Below are 23,864 nucleotides of genomic sequence, written 5' to 3'. Positions count from 1 at the left end.
TTTTAAACTTTTGTTAAGCAAAAATAATGACAAAAGTAATACCTTTGTCCAACATACATAAATACTACATGGCGAAAAAAGCAGTTCAGACAGATGTCCTCTTAGCGAGCATCATCAAAGGCATAGAAGAAGTAAAAGGAAATGATATTGATATCCTAGATTTGAGAGACATTGACACCGCAGTTTGTGATTATTTTATCATCTGCAATGGTAGCTCAAACACCCAAGTTAACGCCATCGTTAACTCCATCCAAAAACTGGTTTCTAAAGAATTAAAAGACAAACCTTGGCACGTTGAAGGTACTGACAATGGCGAATGGGTTTTAATGGATTATGTGAACATCGTAGTACATGTTTTCCAGAAACAAATTCGTGAATTCTATAACATTGAAGGGCTTTGGGGCGATGCTAAAATCACAACCATACAAACCAATTACTAAAAAAGTTCATACTAAAAAATGGCTGACGAAAAAAAATCTAATAATTTTAAATATAGTCCGTGGTGGATTTATGCCGGTTTAATCGCCATATTTTTCGCCCTTAATTATTTTGGAGGTTCCAGTTTTCAGGATGCAGCCAAAATAACATCCTCTAAGTTCAACGAGTACCTTGAAAAAGGACAAATTGAAAAAGTGGTAATCTACAACAAAACCGAAGGAGAAGCTTATTTAACCAAAGCGGCTCTTAAAGATAAAGCGCACAGCAAAGTGGCCAAAGATATGTTAGGCAATCCTAGCAAAGGACCTCATTATTCTTTTGATATTGGTAACGATGAAGTTTTTCAGAACAAAATTGAAAAAGCTAAACTTGACGGCAAGCTTAAAGATTACGATTTCAAACCTAAAAGTAATTGGTCTGAACTATTAATCAGTTTATTGCCAATCGTTGTTATTATCGGACTATGGGTACTCATCATGCGACGCATGTCGGGCGGTGGTGCCGGAGGTGGCGGTGGCCAAATCTTCAATATCGGTAAATCAAGAGCGAAACTATTTGACGAAAAAACCGATGTAAAAATTACGTTCAAAGATGTAGCCGGATTAGAAGGTGCCAAAGAAGAAGTACAGGAAATCGTTGAGTTTTTAAGAAACCCAGATAAATATACTAATCTAGGAGGAAAAATTCCGAAAGGAGCTTTACTGGTAGGTCCTCCGGGAACCGGAAAAACGTTATTAGCCAAAGCCGTAGCCGGTGAAGCTAAAGTACCGTTCTTCTCGTTGTCAGGTTCTGACTTTGTCGAAATGTTCGTTGGTGTTGGAGCTTCTCGTGTTAGAGATTTATTCAAACAAGCCAAAGACAAATCACCTGCTATTATTTTCATTGATGAGATTGATGCTGTGGGTCGTGCCCGTGGCAAAAACAATTTCTCAGGATCAAATGACGAACGCGAAAACACTCTAAATCAGTTATTGACTGAGATGGATGGTTTCGGTACCAATACACACGTAATTGTATTAGCCGCTACCAACAGAGCCGATGTATTAGACAAAGCTTTAATGCGTGCCGGACGTTTTGACCGTCAGATATATGTTGATTTACCGGACATCCGTGAGCGTAAAGAAATATTTGAAGTGCATTTACAACCTTTGAAAAAAGTAGCTGATTTGGATGTTGACTTCTTAGCCAAACAAACTCCGGGATTCTCGGGGGCTGATATTGCTAACGTATGTAATGAAGCTGCGTTGATTGCTGCTCGTAACAACAAAACGGCAGTTGACAAACAGGATTTCCTAGATGCAGTAGACCGAATCGTTGGTGGATTAGAAAAGAAAAATAAAATCGTTACCACTGAAGAAAAACGAGCTATTGCCGTTCACGAAGCCGGTCATGCTACTGTGAGTTGGATGTTAGAACACGCAGCCCCATTAGTAAAAGTAACTATTGTTCCTCGTGGACAAAGTTTAGGTGCCGCTTGGTATTTGCCTGAAGAACGTTTGATTGTTCGTCCGGAACAAATGCTCGATGAAATGTGTGCTACCATGGGCGGACGTGCTGCCGAAAAAGTAATGTTCAATAAAATTTCGACAGGAGCCTTGAGCGATTTGGAAAAAGTAACCAAACAAGCGCGTGCCATGGTCACTATTTACGGTTTAAATGATAAACTCGGAAACGTAACCTATTACGATTCATCAGGCCAAAGCGAATACAATTTCTCGAAACCTTACTCAGAAGAAACGGCTTTAACCATTGATAAAGAGATTTCGAATTTAATCGAAACCGAATACCAAAGAGCCATTAAAATACTGGAAGACAACAAAGATAAACTAGAACAATTGGCCAATATTTTAATTGAAAAAGAAGTCATCTTTAAAGATGATTTAGAAACCATTTTTGGTAAAAGACCTTTCAATATTTCGGCGGAAGAAACTGATATAGTATAGTCAAACCGACATTTTAACATTTTTTTAAAATCTTAATTCAAAACATGCTTTTGAATTAAGATTTTTTTATCTTTGAGGGATTTCAAATTCTAAACTAGATTATACCCATACAAGCATGAGTCTTTTCAGAAAATTTTTTGGCGCTGGTAACGATGCCTCTGACGAAGAAAGTCAAAGCGAATTCAACAATACTCCTTCCAGCTTTTCGCTACTGCCTGTAGATGAAAAGTTTACTTATAATTTCAAAAAAAATGGCGGTAAGTTTTTATATTGTGAAAACTTAAACGAAGTAAAAGACCAGTTTTTAAACATACTCGAAGAAAATGATTGGTTCGAATGTGAAGCACTTTGTTATGAAACTAAATTGTTCAGCATGCTCGATGAAAATAAATTGAGTTATGACAAACCTGAAAATCCAAAATTTTTATTTGCCAGTTGTGAAAACTTAATTGCTGATGAAGGTTCGGTGCTGTTTTCTTCGAATCAAATCAAACAAAACAAACCGAATGATTTGCCGATAAACATTATAATTTTGGCCACTACCAGTCAGATTTTAGAAACCAAAAGCGACGGACTTCGTGTCATCAAAAAGAAATACGATAAAGATTACCCAACCAATATTACTACCATAAAATATTTCGAAAAAGCAAAAGACGAAGATTTCCTGCAATACGGAAGCACAGCCAAAAATTTATATCTTTTGCTGCTAGAAGATTTATAGTATGAACACAACTTTAACCAGAGCCCTTTCGGGAGCCGTTTATGTCCTCCTTCTAGTTGGCGCTACGTTATACTCTCCGTATAGTTTTTTATTGCTGTTTGGTTTGCTGCTTATTTTTTCTGTGGTCGAATTTTGCAAACTAATTCACTTAAAACCTATAGTTCCGTTGGTAATTGCTACTGGTGCTTTTATCCTTTTCAATTTAAACAACACTATAAAAACCAATGAAATCTTGTTGCTTATAGCGGCATTATTGGTCTCGTTCAGATCGTTGTTATTTCTTTTTGAAAAGCAAAGCAAACTCTTAGACCGCAATTCCAAGTATGTTTTCCTGATTGGTTATCTTATCATTCCCATCATCATTTTTACCAAAATTCCGTTTATTGCCAATGAGTATCATCCACAGGTTATCATAAGCATACTGACGATAATTTGGACCAATGATACGTTCGCTTATTTGGTGGGAAGAAGTATTGGTAAGAATAAACTTTTCGAAAGAGTATCCCCAAAGAAAACCATCGAAGGTTTTGTTGGCGGACTGATTTTTTCAATGATTGCCGGTTTTTTATTGGCTCAATTTTATTTAGACGAATCCATCATACAATGGATATTGATTGCCGTCATCGTAAGTGCTTTTGGCACATTAGGAGACTTAATCGAATCAAAATTCAAACGCAATGCGGGCGTTAAAGACAGTGGCAACATTATGCCCGGTCATGGCGGTTTTCTAGATCGCTTGGATAGTATTATATTTGCAGCACCATTTGTCTATTTGTTTTATCAAATTTTATATTATGTTTCATAAAGAAGGCGGAAAAATTATTGCAATAGCAACCTCGTTAACGGTTATTATTTTTCTTTTATCACACAAATTCGTTTCCGATATTTTCTGGTTGGAAAAAGGAATTCAGGTTGTTACCTTATTTTTCTTAATCATGATTTTACAATTCTTTCGAAATCCGAAAAGAACAGTTGAAATTAATGACAATCACATCATAGCTCCTGTGGATGGGAAAGTAGTAGTAATTGAAGAAGTTTTTGAAGAAGAATATTTCAAAGACAAACGTTTGCAGGTTTCCATTTTTATGTCGCCAATCAACGTCCATGTTACTAGATACGCTGCTAACGGAAAAATCAAATTCAGCAAATACCATCCCGGAAAATATTTAGTAGCCTGGCATCCGAAAGCCAGTACTGAAAACGAAAGAACTACGGTAGTAATCGAGACCAAAGAATTTGGTGAAATACTATACCGCCAGATTGCCGGTGCTTTGGCCAGAAGAATTGTTAACTATGCCGAAGAAGGACAACAAGTTGTGCAAGGAGAAGATGCCGGATTTATAAAGTTTGGTTCCAGAGTAGATATCTATTTGCCCTTGGGAACTAAAATAAATGTACAGTTGAATGAAAAAGCTATAGGAGGAAAAACCATAGTAGCTACCACATAAATCTTTTCAAAATGTCTGAAAAAGAATTAGAAATTCGTTTTCAGGAAGCGGTAGAAATTGCTTCCAAAATGACACAGTCATCACTGCCACAAGATGTACAGTTGCGGTTGTATGCCTATTACAAACAAGCCACTTCAGGGACAATTGATCATAACAACACGGCAAATTTTGATTTAAGAAATGCATTTAAAACCAATGCGTGGATGCAAATCAGTCATTTGAGTATTGATGAAGCTAAAGAATTATACGTAGAAGCCATCAACGAGATTGCAAAAAATAATAAATAATTATGAAGAATATTTTTTCATTTGCCTTGTGCTTTTCTTTTATTTTTTTGATGCCTTCCTGCAAAAGAAAAAAACTGGAAGAAGTAGTAGAAGTACCGCTCCCATCGGCAGAAGAGAAAGTAACTATTGGCCAACCCGATGATGTAACTGCTGATGAAGGTCAGTTTCCTTTAGGCAAATTACCTTATGAATACAATGCGCTGATGCCGAGCATTGACATCCTTACAATGGAAGTGCACTATTCAAAACATTATTTAACTTACACCAACAATTTAAACAAATTAGTAGCTGCTGATGCCACGTTAGCCGACTTGTCTATTGAAGACATCCTGAAAAAAGCAGACATGACCACCAGTAATGATTTACGAAATAATGCCGGTGGTTATTACAATCACACCTTGTTTTGGGAAGGTATGGCACCTAAATCAGGCGGGCAACCCAAAGATACTTTGGCTACGATTATTGACAGAGACTTTGGTTCTTTTGATACTTTTAAAAATCAATTTGTTGATGCAGCCGAAAAACAATTCGGTTCCGGTTGGGCATGGCTTGTTGTTGATAAAGCGGGGAAACTCGTGGTAACTAGCACACCAAATCAAGACAATCCGTTGATGCCAAAACAAACGATTTCAGGCACACCCATTTTAAATTTAGATGTTTGGGAACACGCTTACTATTTAGATTATCGTTACAAACGGAAAAAATATATTGAGAATTTCTTCAAAATCATCAATTGGAAAAAAGTTTCCGAGCGTTATGAAGAAGCTACTGCAAAAAAATAAACTCCAAAAAAAAATCCCTATCAAATTGATAGGGATTTTTTTGTGTTCCTAAATTACCAAATAACTACTCTCAAGTTATCCGGTTGGTACATTTTACTACCCGGTTTGATGTTAAACGCTTTGTAAAACTCCGGTATATTCATCAACGGCCCATTAATTCTATACTGTGCCGGCGAATGCACATCGGTCATGATTTGACGGGCTAAGGCTTCGTCTTTGGCATGAACCATCCAAGCATAACCATAAGCCAAGAAATATCTTTGTTCCGGTGTTAACCCGCTTATTTTTTCTTTGTTTTTGTACTGAAGCGATTTCTTGAAAGCTTCAAAACCCATTACCACACCACCCAAATCGGCAATGTTTTCACCTTGAGTAGCATCTCCGTTTACGAATTTCCCTTTCAAAGGTTCAAATTTGTTGAACTGCTCCACTATCAGTTTTGTTTTTTGTTGGAACTTGGCTAAATCTTCAGCCGTCCACCAGTTTTTCAAATTACCATTTTCATCATATTGACTTCCTTGGTCGTCAAAACCATGAGTGATTTCGTGCCCAAAAGTAGAACCACCAATAATTCCATACAAGATAGCATCATCCGGCATTCTTCCTTCGTATCCCGGAACCAAAATGTTACAGGCCGGAACTACAATTTCGTTGTTACTTGGGTTGTAATAAGCATTGTAAGTTTGCGGATACATGCTCCACTCGGTTCTGTCTACAGGTTGCCCGAATTTCTTCACCATATAATTATAGCTCCATTTATTAGCCGCCATAACATTGGCACAATAAGTATTTCTGTTGATTACCACTGAACTCATGTCCTTCCACTTGTCAGGGTACCCCACTTTCATTACAATTTTGCTTAATTTTTTCAACGCTTTTTGTTTAGTGACATCGCTCATCCAATCGAGTTTTTTGATATGCTCGGCATAGACATCTCTGATGTTATTTCCAATTTCTAACAGTTTTTCTTTAGAACCTTTTGGTAAATAATCAGCAACATAAACCTGCCCAACTAATTCTCCTAAAGCACCATCCGTTTGCTCTACAATGCGTTTCCATCTTGGCTTTTGTTCTTTCACCCCATTCATTACAGTTGAATAAAAGGCAAAATTTTGTTTCTCGATAGCATTGTTCAAATAAGAAGCATAACTGTTAACCAAATCCCATTTTAAATAGGTTTTCCAATCTTCGATGGAGTAATCTTTAACCATTTTATTCAATCCTTTATAAAACTCAGGCTGACCAACGATTACTGTATCGGCTGTTGCAATGCCCAATTGAGGCAATACATTTTCCCAAGCAATATTCGGAGTTGTTGCTTTGAATTGTGATAAAGACATTTTGTTGTAATTCTTAACAGGGTCACGAAGTGCTTCCAGTTTTCGACTTATCTTAGCCAAATCAGTTTCTAAAGTCAAAATGATATTAGAAGATTTTTGAGATAAAGCTGCATCCTCACCCATTAACTGCATCATTTTTTGCAAATGCTTTACATATTCCGATCTGATTTTTAAAGTTTGTTCATCAGTATTGAAGTAGTAATCTCTATTGCCCAATCCTAAACCTCCTTGACTAAAGAATATTGCATGTTTAGAACTGATTTTATCATCTTGGCTCACATAAAATGAAAACGCCGGGCTGGCTCCAATAGTATGAAGATAGCCAATGGTATTCATCAATGAAGGCACATCTTGTATGGCTTGGATTTTAGCAAATTGCATTGCCAATGGTTTTAATCCTGCTTTTTCAATAGTTAGCGTGTCCATTCCGGAAGCATAGAAATCACCGATTTTTTGTTCGTTACTTCCTTTAGCTGCATCTTCATTCTTAGCCGATTTTTCGCAAATATCTTTGATTTGAGCGTTAATGGTATCGCCAATCATTCTGAAAATTCCGTTACTGCTTTCGCTGTTTGGAATAGGATGTTTTTTAAACCATCCGCCATTGGCATAATGGAAGAAATCATCCGCAGGACTAACGGTGGTATCGCGATTGGTGATTAATGGATCTTCAAATTGTATTTCTTTTTTGCTGCAGCTAACCATAAGTAAAGCGGTCAGCGCACTGATTGTAAGTTTGGTTTTTAATTGCATATGATTTTTGTTTTGATGATTATTTGACTAAATAAAATAAAAATGTTACCAAATGTATACTATTATGTTTAATCTTTTAAAAATCAAATAAAAAAAGTGCCTGATTTCTCAGGCACTTTCAAAATAAATTAGGTTGCAATTTATTTTTTCTCTTCCATTTTTTTAGCAGCACAACATCCTGCTTTTTTCTCAGTACTGCAAGATTTTTTTTCTGCCGCAGTGCATGTTTTTTCTGTTTTAGCTTTTGCTTTTTTAGCTACAGGTTTTTCCTGTGCATTAACATTCATTGAAAATAAGAAAGCTACTAAAGCTACTGTTGAAACTAATTTTTTCATTTTTATAAGTTTTAAATATTATTATTTTTTTGAATTTAGTTATTCTGATTAATGATTTTTAAGCAACCTCTTTCAACTCCGGTGGCTGCCAAATTGTAACATTGAAGTTGGCTATCAAGTTATTATGATATTGTGTTTTTTCTTTAGCAGAGTAATCGAAAACAGCACTCAATAGTTGATAATTGGTATCAAAAACTAAAAAGGTTGCATTATTGAAATTAATATTCAACACGCACTTATCTTTTTGACAACCATTAGGCATAGCTTTATCCATTCCTTTTCCGCAACATGAATTATGGCAATTTTCAGCGAGCGTCATCTTAATCACTTTGACTGTCGGTAAAGCGGTCAAGGCGGTAAAGTAAGTACATAAGATGATTACAAAAAATTTCAAACGATTGTTTATTAGGTTACCAAATGTAAATAATATTTTGGCATATGGAAATTCTTTAACATTCTATTGGTATTTCACAACAGTGTTATCGGACAAACGTAAGCTGTTATTGGTATATCGGTTAGTTTGATTTCATTAAATCCTCCTATAACATCCGAGAAATTCTCAAATCCTCGCTGTTTTAAAATGGAAGCCGCAATCATGCTTCTGTACCCTCCGGCACAATGAATAACAAAATACTTGTCTTTTGGTATTTCAGAAAGATAATCACTAATTCTATTTAAAGGAATATTAATAGCACCAACAATATGTTCGGATTGAAATTCACTTTCTTTTCTCACATCAAAAATGGGGGTTTCATGAATTTCTTCTAAAATAACTAAATCATCCGGAGTAATTCTGTTTACGTTATCAATTTCTTTTCCCGCATTTGCCCAAGCTTCGAAACCTCCTTCGAGATAACCAATAGCATAATCATACCCTACACGCGACAACCGTATAATGGTTTCCTGAACCTTTTCCTGATTTTCGGCTACAATTAAAATCTGTTGTTTCAAATCGGGAATCAACTCGCCAACCCACATGGCAAAATTACTTTCCAGTCCGATATTGATGCTGTTTGGAATAAATCCTTTGGCAAATTCTGAGGCTTTTCGAGTATCCAAAATCAAAGCCAGCGTTTCATTGGCAACAATTTCAAAAGTTTTTACATCAAAAGGCTTTTGACCGCGATGGATAACGGTATCCAACGATTCATACCCTTGGATATTCATCAAGACATTTTTTGGAAAATATTGTGGTGGTGGTGTTAATCCGGTTAAGATAGCTACAACAAATTCGTCTTCAGACAGTTTGGGGTTTAAGGCATAATTGGTTTTCTTTTGATTCCCGAGTGTATCTGTTGTTTCTTTACTCATCATTTTGCCACAAGCACTTCCGGCACCGTGATTGGGATAGACTATCAAATCATCAGAGAGTGGCATAATTTTATCACGTAAAGAGTGGTATAAATGTCTAGCCAGTTTATCCTGCGTTAAATCGGCAATAACGTGTTGCGCCAAATCAGGACGTCCTACATCTCCAATAAATAAAGTGTCACCGGTTATGATTCCGCGTTCTTCCTCATCTTCATCAATGATTAAAAAACAAGAACTTTCCATAGTATGTCCGGGCGTATGTATGAGTTTAATTTGCATACCGCCTAAATTGAAAATTTCTCCATCATGTCCCACATGCATGTCAAATCCTGTTTGCATATTTGTCGGTCCATAAACAATTGTAGCTCCCGTTTTTTTGGCTAAATCAACATGTCCTGAAACAAAATCGGCATGAAAATGGGTTTCAAAAATGTACTTCAACTTTACGCCGTCACGTTCAAGTCTTTCCAAATAAGGTTGGGTTTCACGAAGTGGGTCTACTATGGCAGCTTCCCCTTGAGAAGTAATATAGTAAGCGGCTTCGGCTATGCATCCGGTATAAATTTGCTCTAGTTTCATGATAAAATTTTTATCAAAAGTAAATTTTACGACAGTGATTACATATGATAAATATCACTTCGTTGAGATTTTGCTTTTGCCTTGTCGGATTAGAAAACTTTTTTTAACATTTATAATAATTTTAATATTACTCCGTTTTATAATGTAGTAATTTGCGATAAATAAGTAATAACTATGGACAAGATCAAAATACTTTGGGTTGATGACGAGATTGATTTGCTCAAACCACACATATTATTTTTAGAAAACAAAAACTATAAGGTAACGACCTACAACAATGGTCGTGATGCCATTGACGCTTATGAAGACGGCAACTTCGACATAGTATTCTTGGATGAAAACATGCCCGGAATGAGCGGATTGGAAACCCTTTCGGAAATGAAAGAAAAAAAATCTTCAACCCCGGTAATTATGATTACCAAAAGTGAGGAAGAATATATAATGGAAGAAGCCATAGGTTCTAAAATTGCTGACTACCTCATTAAGCCGGTAAATCCGAATCAAATTTTATTGAGTTTGAAAAAAAATCTGGATCATTCCCGTTTGGTTTCGGAAAAGACGACTCTAGATTATCAAAAAGAATTCCGCAAAATTGCTATGGAAATGGCGATGGTCAACAACTATGAAGACTGGGTTGAATTGTATAAAAAATTGATTTTTTGGGAATTAGAACTCGAAAACATCAACGACCAAAGTATGGTGGAAATTTTGGAAAGCCAAAAAGTGGAAGCCAATGTACAATTTGGCAAATTCATTGAGCGCAATTATGAAGATTGGTTTGAACCCAAAGCGAATAAACCAATACAATCTCACACCTTGTTCAGAGAATTGGTCGTACCCGAATTGGTTAAAAAAGACAAACCCGTTTTATTTATAGTGATTGATAATCTTCGTTATGACCAATGGAAAGCCATGGAAAATACGGTGTCAAATCATTATAAACTGGAAAAAGAAATTCCTTATTTTGCCAGTTTACCTACAGCAACCCAATACGCCAGAAACTCTATTTTCTCCGGTTTAACACCATTAGAAATGGAAAAACAGTTTCCTCAATACTGGAAAAATGACGTGGAAGACGGTGGAAAAAACCTTTATGAAGCTGAATTTTTAACAGCTCATTTAAAACGTTTAGGATTAAACATCAAACAGGATTATTTCAAAATTACCAATTTGGCCAGTGGAAAAAAATTGGCGGAAAACTTCAAAGGACTTAAAGATAACAACCTGGTTACCGTGGTCTATAACTTTGTGGATATGCTTTCTCATGCTAAAACCGAAATGGATGTCGTAAAAGAGTTGGCTTCGGATGACAAAGCTTATCGTTCGCTGACCTTGAGTTGGTTTAAAAATTCACCTTTACTGGAAATTATTCAGCAAGGACAAAAATTAGGTTTTAAATTGATTATCACCACTGATCACGGAACAATAAACGTTAAGAATCCATCCAAAGTGATTGGAGACAAAAACACCAGTTTAAATCTTCGTTACAAAACCGGACGCAGTCTTACTTATGAAGACAAAGACGTTTATGCCGCAAAAGATCCTAAGAAAATTGGTTTACCAACCATTAATATGAGCAGCTCTTATATCTTTGCCAAAAATGATTTGTTCTTGGCTTACGTAAACAATTACAATCATTATGTGAGTTATTACAGAAACACTTATCAGCATGGAGGCATTTCGCTGGAGGAGATGATAGTCCCATTTTTAGTTTTTAACCCAAAATAGCATAGCCAAACACCAATGGAAATTATATTTTCAATTGACGAAATACAAGACGTTGCGCGTAAAATTATAGCCGAAAACCCTAACAAAGTAATATTGTTTCATGGTAACATGGGCGTTGGTAAGACAACGTTAATCAAAGCTTTATCTAAAGAACTTGGCGTTCATGATGCTACCAGTAGCCCAACATTTTCACTAGTAAATGAATATGAAACCGATGACAAGCAGTTTGTGTATCACTTTGATGTGTACCGCTTGAAATCGGAGACGGAAGCTTTGGATATGGGAATAGATGAATACTTATATTCCGGAAACTGGTGCTTTATTGAATGGGCCGAGAAAATTCCGAATCTGATTCCGGAAGCCCATTCCGTTATTAATTTGACGCAAACCGTTGATGGTAAAAGACATTTAAGATTGACATAATTGGATAAATTTTTGTAATTTGTGACAAAATTCAATTGCGCATCATGTCATTAACCCCATTCACCAAGCAGCAACTTTTACCTCAAGAGGAAAAATTAGAAGTTTACCGTCACAAAAGCGAACTTTTTATCGGCGTTCCCAAAGAAACTTCTTATCAGGAAAGACGCATTTGCTTAACGCCTGATGCTGTAAATTCGCTTACTTCGCATGGTCATAAAGTCATGATTGAATCGGGTGCCGGATTGAGTTCGAGTTATACTGACAAAGAATTTAGCGATGCCGGGGCTACCATTACAAAAGACACTAAGAAAGTTTTTGGTTGTCCAATTATATTAAAGGTAGAGCCTTTGACTATGGAAGAAATTGAATTGGTTAATACCAATGCCATAGTGATTTCGGCCATACAATTGAAAACCCGAAAGACAGCTTATTTTGAAGCGTTAATCAAGAAAAAAGTAACGGCGCTTGCCTTTGAATACATCAAAGATGAAGATGGCTCCTACCCTGCCGTAAAATCGTTAAGTGAAATTGCCGGTACCGCTTCAGTGCTTATTGCTGCCGAACTGATGATTAACAATCAATTCGGAAAAGGATTATTACTAGGTAATATTACCGGTGTTCCGCCTACCGATGTGGTTATTCTTGGAGCCGGAACGGTGGGTGAATTTGCTGCCAAAACCGCATTAGGGTTAGGTGCCAGTGTCAAAGTATTTGACAATTCGATTACCAAATTACGCCGCTTGCAAAATAATTTGAATCAAAGAATATTTACTTCTACCATACAACCTAAATCATTATTGAAAGCCTTACGCCGCTGTGACGTTGCTATTGGCGCAATGCGTGGCAAAGACCGTTGTCCTGTTGTCGTAACGGAAACTATGGTGGAGCATATGAAAAAAGGCGCCGTCATTGTAGATGTGAGCATTGATACCGGAGGTTGTTTTGAAACTTCGGAAGTGACTACACACGAATCGCCAACGTTTATCAAAAATAATGTAGTTCACTATTGTGTTCCTAATATTCCGTCGCGATATTCAAAGACCGCATCGCTTTCTATCAGCAACATTATTACGCCTTACTTATTACAAATTGCCGAAGATGGTGGTTTGGAAAGTGCCATTCGTTGTAACAAAGGTCTGAAGAACGGAGTTTATCTTTATCATGGCATTCTAACCAATAAAGCAATTGGTGATTGGTTCAATCTTCCGGACAATGATATTAATCTGATTGTTTTCTAAAATAAATCTATATTAAATTTATTGAATCTCTAACATTGATTACTTTTGCCAAAAATTAATCTACTATGAAATTTTACCAACGATTAGCCTACTATCTGGTAGGTTTTGTTATAGGGATGTTTTTTGTGGCTATGGTTCTTAGCGGAAAAGATACCCGATGTAACTACTTTCCCAACGCAAGAGTGCTGAATGACATTAGAAACAAACCTTTCCTCTACGACATTGAAGCCTCCAGACGACTGAGTGAAGATTGGGTAGATACTATAGATGTTAAAAATACTTTGACTGAGGGAGATGTAGATTTTGACAGAAGTAACAAACCCATAGACGGCGGCAAATTATACATCGTTTATGGTAAGACTAAAAAGAATAAAGAAATCACCTTAGAAATCATTAATTATCCTGAGAAAGCTGTTTTAAGAAACATTATTAAAAAGGATAAATAAAAAACATCGATAAAAAGAGTAGTCAAATTGGCTGCTCTTTTTTTTGCTATCAATATAATTTTAATATTAAACCGCTTTGGCACCCCAATAATTACAAGCACTGAGCTTCATTGGGTTGTTTTGTTGTGCTCTTTAGGTTGTTTGGACAGAATACTTAGCTATTCAGACGACACACTTGCCTATTCAGAAGATGCACTTGCCTATTCAGACGACGCACTTACCTGTTCAGGAGACGCACTTACCTGTTCAGACGACACACTTACCTATTCAGACGACGCACTTACCTGTTCAGGAGACACACTTACCTATTCAGGAGATACACTTACCTATTCAGACTACGCACTTACCTGTTCAGGAGACATACTTGCCTACACAAAAGGAACAAAACCTTGGACAGTGGTAAGACTAAATAATCAATTACCTTGAGAAAGTTGTTTTGGAAAAGATTTTAAAAAAGTAAAGCGCAATAAAAAAGGGTTGTCTAATGGACAACCCTTTTTCTATATGCAGTAACTACTAAATTAGTTTCCGTGTCTTTTTTCGATATCTTCAATATCTCCTTTACCCATAGTATCCACTAATACCGGAGTAGCGATGAATAATGAAGAGTAAGTACCGATTACGATACCAATCAACATGGCAAAGATGAATCCTCTGATTGATTCTCCACCAAAGATGAACATGATTAACAATACCATAATCATCGTTAATGACGTATTTAAAGTTCTTGATAAAGTTGTATTAATCGAAGCGTTTACTACATCTTTAAAGTGACCTTTTCGGTCTCCGGCCAAGAACTCACGGATACGGTCGAATACGATTACGGTATCGTTCATCGAGTATCCGATTACGGTTAAGATAGCCGCGATAAAGTGCTGATCCATTTCCATGTGGAATGGGGCGTATTTGTAGCCTAACGAGTAAACTCCTAATACGAAAATAACGTCGTGTACCACAGCAGCAAGAGCTCCTAAAGAATACTGCCATTTACGGAATGAAATCACAAGGTATAAACCTACCACTAACATAGCTCCTAAAACAGCCCAGAACGAGTTGGTTTTGATATCGGCAGAGATTGCAGCACCTACTTTAGAAGCTTGTAATACTCCTACCGTTTTACCATCGTAAGTATTGATGAATTTTTCGTAAGTCACATCAGCATTGAAGTATTTTTTCAAGCCGTTGTATAATTTTTCGTTTACTTCTTTATCAACCTCAACACCTTCTTCTTTGATTTTGTATTTAGTTGTAATTTTCAATTGATCGTCATCACCAAACACTTTGGCTTCAACACCTGTACCAAAAGCAGCAGACAATTCATCTGACACTTGTGTTGGTTCAACCGGTTTTTCGAATTTCACTTGGAACGTTCTTCCTCCAACGAAATCTACACCTTCATCTAATCCGTTGAAATAGAAAGAAACACAACTTACCACTACTACTACTGAAGAGAACAAGTAAGACCATTTTTTAACTCCGATGAAATCGAAATGGAAACCGGTAAACCAGTTTTTAGTCAAGTTCGTAGTAAATGTTAAGTTTCTGTTGGCAGCAATATCTCTGTCGATAAAGATTCTGGCAATAAAGATTGAGGTGAACAATGAGGTGAAAATACCAATCAACAATGTAGTAGCAAATCCTTGGATTGGTCCTGTACCAAAGATGAATAAGATAGCTCCGGTTAATACGTGCGTAACGTTAGCATCGATGATAGAACGCATAGCCCCTTTCCAACCGTAAGATGTTTTCACGGCATCGGCCAATGATTTTCCTTCACGTAATTCCTCTTTAGCCCTTTCGTATATAATGATGTTCGCATCAACCGCAGTACCTAAAGTTAACACAATACCGGCAATACCAGGCAATGTTAATACAGCACCTAAGCTGGCAAGAATTCCGAATAAGAATAGTAAGTTAACCAATAAGGCTACGTTAGCATACCAACCGGCTCTTCCGTAATAGAACATCATCCATAAACATACTAATAACAATCCCACTAATGATGAAGTAGTACCGGCATCAATAGCTTTTTGTCCTAAGGATGGACCTACTACTTCTGATTGTACGATTTCAGCAGCGGCAGGTAATTTACCCGCTCTTAATACGTTAGCTAAATCTTTAGTTTCTGTAATATCAAAGTTTCCTGAGATTTCAGATCTTCCTCCGGCAATTGGTCCTGAAGTTACACCCGGTGCTGAATACACCACATCATCTAAAGCAATGGCGATATAACTTTTTTGAGTATAAGCTCTTCCGGTTAATTCTTCCCAAGTTTTAGCACCTTGGCCGTTCATTTGCATTGACACAGCCGGTTTACCCATTTGGTCAAAAGTATCTCTGGCATCCACAATTACACCACCACTTAATGGAGCTGCGTTGTCTCTGTTTCCTTTTAAAGCATATAAATCAACGGTTTCCGTTTCTTTTTTAGTTTTTTCGTCAACATTTACGTTTGGTTTTCCCCAAACAAATTTAGCATAACGTTTGTCAGCCGGTAATAAAGAACGGATTTCGGGTCTTTTGAAATACCCGTTGATTGCTGCAGTATCTTTTGGAGAAGCGATAACTAAAATCGGTCCGCCTCCTTGAGAAATGAATTTATCAAATAAAGGATTGTTTCCTTTTTTAGTAGCTGTAGAATCTTTGTCTTTGTCAGTTAATAATTTACTGATAGAATCCGTTGGTTTAGCTGTAGCTGCTTTTTCTTCCGGTTTAACCGTAGCTTTCAACGCTTCGTTTGCTGAGCTTAGGAAGCCCATCATCTCTTCTGCTTTGTAGGTTTCCCAGAATTCTAATTCTGCTTTGCTTGACACTAATTTTTTGATACGGTCAACATCTTTCGCCCCTGGTAATTCGATTAAGATTCTACCGGTTTGCCCTAATTTGGCAATGTTTGGTTGTGTTACACCGAATTTATCGATACGACTTCTCAATACACCAAAAGCAGATTCAACTGATTCGTCAACTTTTTTGTTAATACTTTTTTAACTTGAGCATCAGTCATGTTAAAATCAATTTCACCTTGAAGATTTCTGTTAGCAAAAATTTCAGGAGACGCTAATTTTACCGTTCCGTTAGAGTTTTTATCAAAAGCTTCAAAGAAAGCATCTAAATACGATTGATTTCCTTGTCTGTTTTGCGTAGCATCTACTAATGCTTTGTTGAATACAGGATTTTTGGAATTGTTTGATAATTGTACCAAAACATCTTTCACAGAAATCTGAAGAATCACGTTGATTCCTCCTTCAAGGTCAAGTCCTTTGTTGATTTGCTTGTCTTTTACTTCGTTATAGGTAAACTCGGTAAAGCCTAAATTGAAAACTTTTTCTTTTCCAATAGAGTCAAGATATTTGATTTCTTTTTCAGGATGTCCTCCTGCAAAAGCTTTCGCATCATTTTTTACTTTATTGGCCACAAAAGTGAATGAAAGTTGGTAGATGCTCACCAATGCAAATAGAATTGCGAAAAATTTAACTAGTCCTTTATTCTGCATTATTACTAAAAATTAATTAATTCTTGTTTTGTTAGTGCTCGTACAAAAAATAAAACCGTTGAAATTCAAAACATTATAAGCTAAAGCATTGAATTTACAACCATTCTATTTTTTTTGAAACGTGCAAATATATAATTCTATATAAGATTAACCAATTATTTGCTGATTAATATCAAAAAAAAGAGAGCAAAACATCATACTACTATAATATGACAACTAATATTAAAGAATAGTTAAAATTGAATTGTTAAAATTACCATATACCTAATTTTTTAATTTTAAAATAACAAATTCACAATTCAATCGATTTCGCCTGAGTTATCACCCAATTTTCTATCATATTAATTATATTTGTCGTCGTTAATTTTTATTTAAAAAACCTAATCAACACCCTAAGCGTAGCTGAATTATGAGGCACGCAGCGGAATAAAACCTCAATACTATGGCAAAAATTAAAGTAGCTAATCCGGTGGTAGAAATCGATGGCGATGAAATGACACGAATTATTTGGAGCTTCATTAAAGAACAATTAATCCTTCCTTATTTAGAGTTAGACATTAAATATTATGATTTAGGCATTGAAAGTCGTGAAGCTACCAAAGACCAAATCACTATTGATTGTGCTGAAGCAATTAAACAATATAATGTAGGAATCAAATGTGCTACCATTACTCCTGATGAAGAAAGAGTAAAAGAGTTCAACCTTTCGGAAATGTGGAAATCCCCTAATGGTACCATCCGTAACATTGTAGGCGGAACCGTTTTCCGTGAACCAATTATTATGAGCAACGTGCCTCGTTACGTACAAGGCTGGACTAAACCAATCGTTATCGGTCGTCACGCTTTTGGTGACCAATACAAAGCTACCGATAAAGTAATCAAAGGAAAAGGAACTTTAACGATGTCGTTTACCAATGAAGCCGGTGAAACTACGGAATGGAAAGTGTATGATTTTAAAGGTGACGGTGTAGCGATGTCTATGTACAACACGGACGAAAGCATTTATGGTTTTGCACATTCATCGTTCCAAATGGCATTAACTAAAAAATGGCCTTTATACCTTTCAACCAAAAACACAATTCTTAAAGCCTACGACGGGCGTTTCAAAGATATTTTTGAAGAAGTATACCAACAGCACTATAAAGCACAATTTGAAGCTATCGGAATTACTTACGAACACCGATTGATTGACGATATGGTAGCTTCGGCTATGAAATGGAACGGCGGATTTGTATGGGCTTGTAAAAACTACGACGGTGATGTACAATCGGATACGGTAGCTCAAGGATTTGGTTCTTTGGGATTAATGACTTCTGTATTAGTAACACCTGACGGAAAAACCGTTGAAGCCGAAGCCGCTCACGGTACTGTAACCCGTCATTACAGAGAGCACCAAAAAGGAAGAAAAACATCCACCAATCCAATCGCTTCCATCTTTGCTTGGACCCGTGGTTTGGAGCACAGAGGAAAATTAGACAACAACCAAGAATTAATCAATTTCTGTTTGGCGTTAGAAACGGTTTGTATCGAAACGGTAGAAAGTGGTAAAATGACGAAAGACTTAGCCATGTTGGTAAAACCAGAAGGCTTAACCGATGCGGATTATTTATCAACAGAAGATTTTCTTCAAGCATTGAAAACAAACTTGGATAAAAAACTGGCTTAATTTTTTAAGACCATAACAATAAAAAAGCGACCAGATGGTCGCTTTTTTATTTCTCTTGCTTTAACTCAATTCCTTTTATCTTTCTGATTTTGACAATAGCTTTATATCCTGTATTCAAAGCCCATTGTTGATTGGTCACCACTACTTCGTGTCCATCATAAAAAACAAATTGTCCGGTATTGGGGAATAACTCTCCTGTGTTTAAAGCTTCTATCCGAATGGTATTCAAGCCTTCTTTTAAAACCAGCTTGTATTTTTTTAAATTGGACTCTAAATAAATGGACGGTATCACCAACTCATCATTGAGCCAAATGCTTACATTGTCACCATCAATGGCACCATAATCCCGACAAGCAATACTGATGTCAAAAGTGGTAACCGTAAATTCACCCAAAAACATATCGCTGTTAACAATCTCTCTCGACACCCCTTCCTGCTTCATCCTATCGTTCATTTTTTCGGTATAGGCTTTGGCAGGATTTTCAAACTGCTGTTCTTTTTCCATCACGCCTTTTTCCGCTTCGGGTTGCTTTTTCAGCAACGAAACACTTTCTGCCAGCTTGTCTTTTTTGTCAAAAATACTCGGATAGGTAATGGCTTTAGAAGAAGTAGGGGCTATTTTTCCGGAACTGTTGGTAACCGGAGCAATATTGATAGTCCTTTTGGGCAACTCAAACTGAGAAAACCCCTTGAAGGCAAACAATAAACATAAAACCAAAATCCCTGAACTTCTCATCATTAGTAAAGTTGACGGTGTAAAAGTATTCAATTTATAAACATCCTAACTTTTTAATTAACCAAAGCTTAACAGATTTTGAATTACAAATATATGCCTTGGAACCGCAACCATACATTGACTTTTGCATCTAAGGCAAAAAACTTAACATGAGTATCGTAACATTTGACAAATCAAATCGTCAAACGGGCAATCAAAACAAAATCATCAATTAAATGCAAATCAAAATCAAACTGTTGTTGCTACTCTTAGTGACAACTTTTTCTTTTGCTCAAGGTACTAGTACCAATGAGTTGCTAAAGGAAAAATTCACACTCAGCGGCACTATCTCAGATGCCAAAACCAACGAAACCCTTATTGGAGTAAACATTTTCATCCCGGAAAAAAAAGTGGGAATCGTGACCAACGAATATGGTTTTTATTCGATTACCCTTCCCAAAGGAACTTACCAAATTCAAATTAGTTATGTAGGGTATCAAACGGTTGAAGAGACCATTGCACTGACTCAGGACCTCAAGAAAAATTATTCCCTAAATGAAACGGGGGAACAGTTAGAAGAAGTGGTCATCAATACCGAAAAAACAGCAACCAACATCCGCAAACCGGAAATGAGCGTAAACAAACTTTCGGTGGCTACCATCAAAAAAATTCCGGTAGTTTTAGGCGAAGTAGATGTTTTAAAAGCACTCTTAACGCTACCCGGTGTAACCAATGCGGGTGAAGGACAATCAGGCTTCAATGTACGTGGCGGTGGGGCTGACCAGAATTTAATTCTGTTGGATGAAGCCACAATTTTCAATTCCTCACATGTTTTTGGTTTCTTCTCGGTCTTCAATCCTGATGCCATTAAAGATTTAAAACTGTACAAAGGCGGCATTCCTTCGCGCTTTGGCGGACGAGTTTCTTCGGTTTTAGACATTTATCAAAAGGACGGAAACAGCAACAAATTCAGTATGAACGGAGGTATCGGAATCATTTCCAGCCGTTTATTGGCGGAGGGACCAATTGTAAAAGATCGAGGTTCGTTTCTTTTTGCCGGAAGAGCTTCTTACGCTCATTTGTTTTTGAAATTAGCCAACAATAAAAATTCAGCCTATTTCTATGATTTGAACACCAAAATGAATTACAAACTGAACCCAAACAACAATTTGTTTCTTTCGGGTTATTTTGGCCGTGATGTGTTTAGTTTAAACAACAGCTTCATTAATACCTACGGAAATGCAACATTAAACCTGCGTTGGAATCATTTATATTCAGACAAATTATTCTCGAATCTTTCAGCGATTTACAGTGATTACTATTATGGTTTAGACTTGAATTTATTAGGCTTCAAATGGAATTCGGGTATCAAGAATTACAATCTTAAATACGATTTCAAACATTATGTAACCGATAAAATCAAGTTGAATTATGGTGTAGGTGGTATTTATTACGACTTCAATCCGGGAACTATTGAGCCATCTGATGCTGACTCCGGAATTAATTACAAACAATTAGAAAAAAAATATGCTTTTGAACCTGCTGTTTACATTGATGTAGAACAAAAAGTTTCAAAAAATCTATCCTTGTCTTACGGTTTGCGCTACAGCCAATTTTACCGTTTAGGAAGCTCTACTGTAAATCTGTATGCCAATGATGAAGCTGTTGTTTTCAATCCCGAATTACAGATTTACGAAAAAGGAACGCCTATTGATACTAAGTATTACGGACGCAATAAAGTCATGGAAAGTTTTGCCAATCTGGAACCGCGTTTTGCAGCTTCTTATCAGTTAGATGAAAATCAATCGGTCAAAGCCAGTTACAATCGCATGACACAATATTTACAGTTAATTTCAAATACCGCTTCGCCAACGCCTTTGGATGTTTGGACACCCAGCGATAAGTACATCAAACCACAAATTGCAGACCAAGTGGCATTGGGTTATTTCCGAAATTTCAAAGAAGATAAATATTCATTGGAAGTAGAAACCTTTTACAAAAAAATCAAAAACCGAATTGATTATATAGACGGTGCCGATTTAATTGCCAACGAAGCCCTCGAACAAATTATACTGAACGGAGAAATGCGAGCCTACGGTTTAGAAGTTTTGCTTCGAAAAAATACCGGAAAATTAAGCGGCTGGATTTCGTATACGCTGTCCAAATCCCAACAAAAAACTCCGGGAAGAACGGCCTCAGAAACCGGAATCAACAATGGCAGTTGGTATAATTCAGGCCATGACAAATTGCACAATCTTTCAGTAACGAGTTCGTATAATTTCAATCCTAAATGGGTTTTCGGAGCCAACTTTGTGTTACAATCCGGGCAACCGGTCACTTACCCTAACGGGCAGTATGAATACGAAGGGATTACGATTCCAAGTTATGGCTTGCGAAACAGCGACCGCCTTCCGGCCTACCATCATTTAGATTTATCTGCCACCTACACGCCTAAACCCAATAAGAAAAAAGGATGGCAAAGCGAATGGGTATTCAGTTTATACAACGTTTACGGGCGTAAAAATGCCGCATCCATTTCGTTCCGCCAAAATGAAACCACAGGTTCCAATGAAGCTATTCGATTATCGATATTCGGAGTAGTTCCGGGTGTTAGTTATAACTTTAAATTTTAATCTTATGAAAACCTTATTATATATATCCGCTATTATCATGGCTGTTTTACTAACCAGTTGTGAGGATGTTGTCAACGTTGATTTAGATACTGCCGCACCCAGATTAGTGATCAATGGCTCAATCCAATGGCAAAAAGGCACTTTGGGTAACGAACAAAAAATAAAATTAACCACAACTACCGGGTATTACGACACCGTGATTCCGTCCGTTTCAGGAGCCGTGGTTGCTGTGACCAATAGCGACAATGTTACTTTTACTTTTACCGAAGAAGTACCAAATTCCGGTATTTACTTGTGTCATAATTTTATTCCTGAAATTGACAAAACTTATGTCATGACCGTAATATTAAATGGAGAAACGTATACCGCTACTGAAACATTGAAAGGAGTATCTCCGATAACTACAATTGAACAAAATGATGAAGGGGGTTCAGTGGAACGGACATCGAAATCAAAACCTTTTTCAACGACCCCGGCAATGCTGACAATTATTATTTATTTAAATACAAAGCCAGTATAAATGCGGTGCCGAGTTATGAAGTAAGCGATGATAAATTCTACCAAGGCAATGAGTTTTTCGGATTTTATACGAATGAAGACATAGGCAGCAATGATACGCTTGACATTACTATTTACGGTATTTCAAAACGTTATTACGAATACATGAACAAATTGATTTTAATCTCCGTAGGAAGTGGCGGTCCATTTTCAACGCCACCGGCTACGGTTCGCGGGAATATCATCAATCAAACCCATCCGGATAATTATGCTTTGGGCTATTTCAATCTTTCGGAAACCGATATCAGAAATTATGTAATCCAGTAAAAGTACGCGGTAAGAGGTTCGGAGTACGAAGTTTTTTTATTTACTTTTACAAAATAACTTCGTACTCCAAACTTTTAAACTACTTACCCAAGCATGTCATCACATCATATCGTTCGCGACGACCAGGAACCGGCCTTAATCATTGCCAATGGCGAAGCTTGCAGCCCGGAATTACTAGGCCAATTGCTGGAATGGTCACCATTAGTCATTGTCTTAGATTCTGCCATCGAGCGGGTATTGGACTTGGGTATAAAAGTAGACGTGCTATTGGGCGATTTTGATCGAGGATTTGATGCCGAATACTACAAAGAAAAACAGTATCCGATAGAAATTGTCTACGCACCTAATCAGGAAAAAACCGATTTGGAAAAAGCTTTTGATTATTTAATCGAAAAAGGACACAAAGCTGCCAATGTCATTTGGGCCACCGGAAGACGTGCCGATCACACCATTACCAACCTGACCAATATTGTAGCATATCGCAACCAACTTAAAGTCGTTATTTTAGACGACCATTCTAAAGTGTTTTTATTGCAAAACCATTTTGAAAAATGGTACACGGCCAACACCATTCTGTCTTTAATTCCTATTGGAAAAGTAACCAGCATTACGACTCAAAATCTTTTTTATTCTTTGACTAATGAAGAGCTAACCATAGGCTACCGCACCGGAAGTAGTAATCATGTTACCGAGGACGGTATGGTTTCCATCACCCATGCGGATGGCGATTTGTTATTAATGGAATGTTGGGATTAAACTA

At 36.9% G+C, this 23,864-nt stretch carries 21 protein-coding genes and 1 pseudogene; 16 read left to right on the top strand and 6 right to left on the bottom strand.

Going from position 1 to position 23,864, the window contains the following annotated elements; all coding sequences use genetic code 11:
- Positions 1 to 68 precede the first annotated feature (68 nt).
- The 7 genes from rsfS (at position 69) to GUU89_RS08045 (ending at position 5,619) form a co-directional block, all read left to right on the top strand.
- A complete protein-coding gene (gene rsfS, locus GUU89_RS08075) occupies positions 69 to 440 on the top strand; it encodes a ribosome silencing factor (RefSeq protein ID WP_162128650.1) in 372 nt (123 codons plus the stop codon).
- A gap of 18 nt (positions 441 to 458) precedes the next feature.
- Complete coding sequence (gene ftsH / locus GUU89_RS08070; protein WP_162127431.1) at positions 459 to 2,381, top strand: ATP-dependent zinc metalloprotease FtsH; 1,923 nt, start codon at positions 459 to 461, stop codon at positions 2,379 to 2,381.
- A 115-nt stretch (positions 2,382 to 2,496) separates the two neighbouring features.
- A complete protein-coding gene (locus GUU89_RS08065; RefSeq protein ID WP_162127430.1) occupies positions 2,497 to 3,102 on the top strand; it encodes an LUD domain-containing protein in 606 nt (201 codons plus the stop codon).
- A 1-nt stretch (position 3,103) separates the two neighbouring features.
- Complete coding sequence (locus tag GUU89_RS08060) at positions 3,104 to 3,907, top strand: phosphatidate cytidylyltransferase (protein WP_162127429.1); 804 nt, start codon at positions 3,104 to 3,106, stop codon at positions 3,905 to 3,907.
- Positions 3,897 to 4,550 (top strand): phosphatidylserine decarboxylase family protein, encoded by a 654-nt coding sequence (locus GUU89_RS08055; protein WP_162127428.1) that lies wholly within the window; start codon positions 3,897 to 3,899, stop codon positions 4,548 to 4,550. The genes GUU89_RS08060 and GUU89_RS08055 overlap by 11 nt, the downstream gene beginning before the upstream one ends.
- Before the next feature lie 11 nt (positions 4,551 to 4,561).
- Entirely contained in the window at positions 4,562 to 4,837 is a 276-nt protein-coding gene (locus GUU89_RS08050; RefSeq protein ID WP_162127427.1) for an acyl-CoA-binding protein, read from the top strand.
- Positions 4,838 to 4,839: 2 nt separating this feature from the next.
- Positions 4,840 to 5,619 (top strand): superoxide dismutase, encoded by a 780-nt coding sequence (locus GUU89_RS08045; protein ID WP_317163868.1) that lies wholly within the window; start codon positions 4,840 to 4,842, stop codon positions 5,617 to 5,619.
- 53 nt (positions 5,620 to 5,672) lie between these two features.
- Here GUU89_RS08045 and GUU89_RS08040 read toward each other — a convergent pair whose 3' ends face one another.
- The 4 genes from GUU89_RS08040 to GUU89_RS08025 form a co-directional block, all read right to left on the bottom strand.
- A complete protein-coding gene (locus GUU89_RS08040; RefSeq protein ID WP_162127426.1) occupies positions 5,673 to 7,712 on the bottom strand; it encodes a M13 family metallopeptidase in 2,040 nt (679 codons plus the stop codon).
- 140 nt (positions 7,713 to 7,852) lie between these two features.
- Complete coding sequence (locus tag GUU89_RS08035) at positions 7,853 to 8,047, bottom strand: hypothetical protein (protein ID WP_162127425.1); 195 nt, start codon at positions 8,045 to 8,047, stop codon at positions 7,853 to 7,855.
- 58 nt (positions 8,048 to 8,105) lie between these two features.
- Complete coding sequence (locus GUU89_RS08030; protein WP_162127424.1) at positions 8,106 to 8,441, bottom strand: hypothetical protein; 336 nt, start codon at positions 8,439 to 8,441, stop codon at positions 8,106 to 8,108.
- 74 nt (positions 8,442 to 8,515) lie between these two features.
- Positions 8,516 to 9,937 (bottom strand): MBL fold metallo-hydrolase, encoded by a 1,422-nt coding sequence (locus tag GUU89_RS08025; RefSeq protein WP_162127423.1) that lies wholly within the window; start codon positions 9,935 to 9,937, stop codon positions 8,516 to 8,518.
- A 174-nt stretch (positions 9,938 to 10,111) separates the two neighbouring features.
- Here GUU89_RS08025 and porX point away from each other — a divergent pair, with 174 nt between their 5' ends.
- From porX to GUU89_RS08005, 4 genes are all read left to right on the top strand, one after another.
- Positions 10,112 to 11,665, top strand: a complete 1,554-nt coding sequence (gene porX, locus GUU89_RS08020) for a T9SS response regulator signal transducer PorX (protein ID WP_162127422.1) — start codon at positions 10,112 to 10,114, stop codon at positions 11,663 to 11,665.
- Between the two features lie 15 nt (positions 11,666 to 11,680).
- On the top strand, positions 11,681 to 12,088 hold the full coding sequence (gene tsaE / locus GUU89_RS08015) for a tRNA (adenosine(37)-N6)-threonylcarbamoyltransferase complex ATPase subunit type 1 TsaE (RefSeq protein ID WP_162127421.1): 408 nt from the start codon (positions 11,681 to 11,683) through the stop codon (positions 12,086 to 12,088).
- Between the two features lie 44 nt (positions 12,089 to 12,132).
- Positions 12,133 to 13,326, top strand: coding sequence for an alanine dehydrogenase (locus GUU89_RS08010; protein ID WP_162127420.1), 1,194 nt, complete (start codon positions 12,133 to 12,135; stop codon positions 13,324 to 13,326).
- Between the two features lie 65 nt (positions 13,327 to 13,391).
- Positions 13,392 to 13,772, top strand: coding sequence for a DUF4258 domain-containing protein (locus tag GUU89_RS08005; RefSeq protein ID WP_162127419.1), 381 nt, complete (start codon positions 13,392 to 13,394; stop codon positions 13,770 to 13,772).
- A 521-nt stretch (positions 13,773 to 14,293) separates the two neighbouring features.
- Here GUU89_RS08005 and secDF read toward each other — a convergent pair.
- Positions 14,294 to 17,265 (bottom strand): annotated as a pseudogene (gene secDF / locus GUU89_RS08000) (protein translocase subunit SecDF).
- A 442-nt stretch (positions 17,266 to 17,707) separates the two neighbouring features.
- Here secDF and GUU89_RS07995 point away from each other — a divergent pair.
- Positions 17,708 to 18,931 carry an NADP-dependent isocitrate dehydrogenase gene (locus GUU89_RS07995; protein WP_162127418.1) on the top strand — a complete coding sequence of 408 codons (1,224 nt, stop codon included), beginning with the start codon at positions 17,708 to 17,710 and terminating at the stop codon, positions 18,929 to 18,931.
- Positions 18,932 to 18,977: 46 nt separating this feature from the next.
- Here GUU89_RS07995 and GUU89_RS07990 read toward each other — a convergent pair whose 3' ends face one another.
- Positions 18,978 to 19,700, bottom strand: a complete 723-nt coding sequence (locus GUU89_RS07990; protein WP_162127417.1) for a hypothetical protein — start codon at positions 19,698 to 19,700, stop codon at positions 18,978 to 18,980.
- Positions 19,701 to 19,882: 182 nt separating this feature from the next.
- Between GUU89_RS07990 and GUU89_RS07985 the strand changes: the two genes are divergently transcribed.
- The 4 genes from GUU89_RS07985 to GUU89_RS07975 all read left to right on the top strand — a co-directional run bounded on the left by GUU89_RS07985 (position 19,883) and on the right by GUU89_RS07975 (position 23,860).
- Complete coding sequence (locus tag GUU89_RS07985) at positions 19,883 to 22,279, top strand: TonB-dependent receptor (RefSeq protein ID WP_162127416.1); 2,397 nt, start codon at positions 19,883 to 19,885, stop codon at positions 22,277 to 22,279.
- Between the two features lie 4 nt (positions 22,280 to 22,283).
- Positions 22,284 to 22,799 carry a DUF4249 family protein gene (locus GUU89_RS15320; protein ID WP_317163867.1) on the top strand — a complete coding sequence of 172 codons (516 nt, stop codon included), beginning with the start codon at positions 22,284 to 22,286 and terminating at the stop codon, positions 22,797 to 22,799.
- Positions 22,724 to 23,104: a DUF4249 family protein gene (locus GUU89_RS15315; protein ID WP_317163896.1), complete on the top strand. Its 381-nt coding sequence runs from the start codon at positions 22,724 to 22,726 to the stop codon at positions 23,102 to 23,104. The genes GUU89_RS15320 and GUU89_RS15315 overlap by 76 nt, the downstream gene beginning before the upstream one ends.
- A gap of 93 nt (positions 23,105 to 23,197) precedes the next feature.
- Positions 23,198 to 23,860, top strand: a complete 663-nt coding sequence (locus GUU89_RS07975; protein WP_162127415.1) for a thiamine diphosphokinase — start codon at positions 23,198 to 23,200, stop codon at positions 23,858 to 23,860.
- Positions 23,861 to 23,864: the final 4 nt, after the last annotated feature.

Origin of the sequence: Flavobacterium phycosphaerae, from assembly GCF_010119235.1 — a bacterium.
In the GTDB taxonomy this organism is placed as follows: domain Bacteria; phylum Bacteroidota; class Bacteroidia; order Flavobacteriales; family Flavobacteriaceae; genus Flavobacterium; species Flavobacterium phycosphaerae.
The sequence above is the reverse complement of the archived record's forward strand: the minus strand, read 5'-3'. Positions and strand labels throughout refer to the sequence as shown.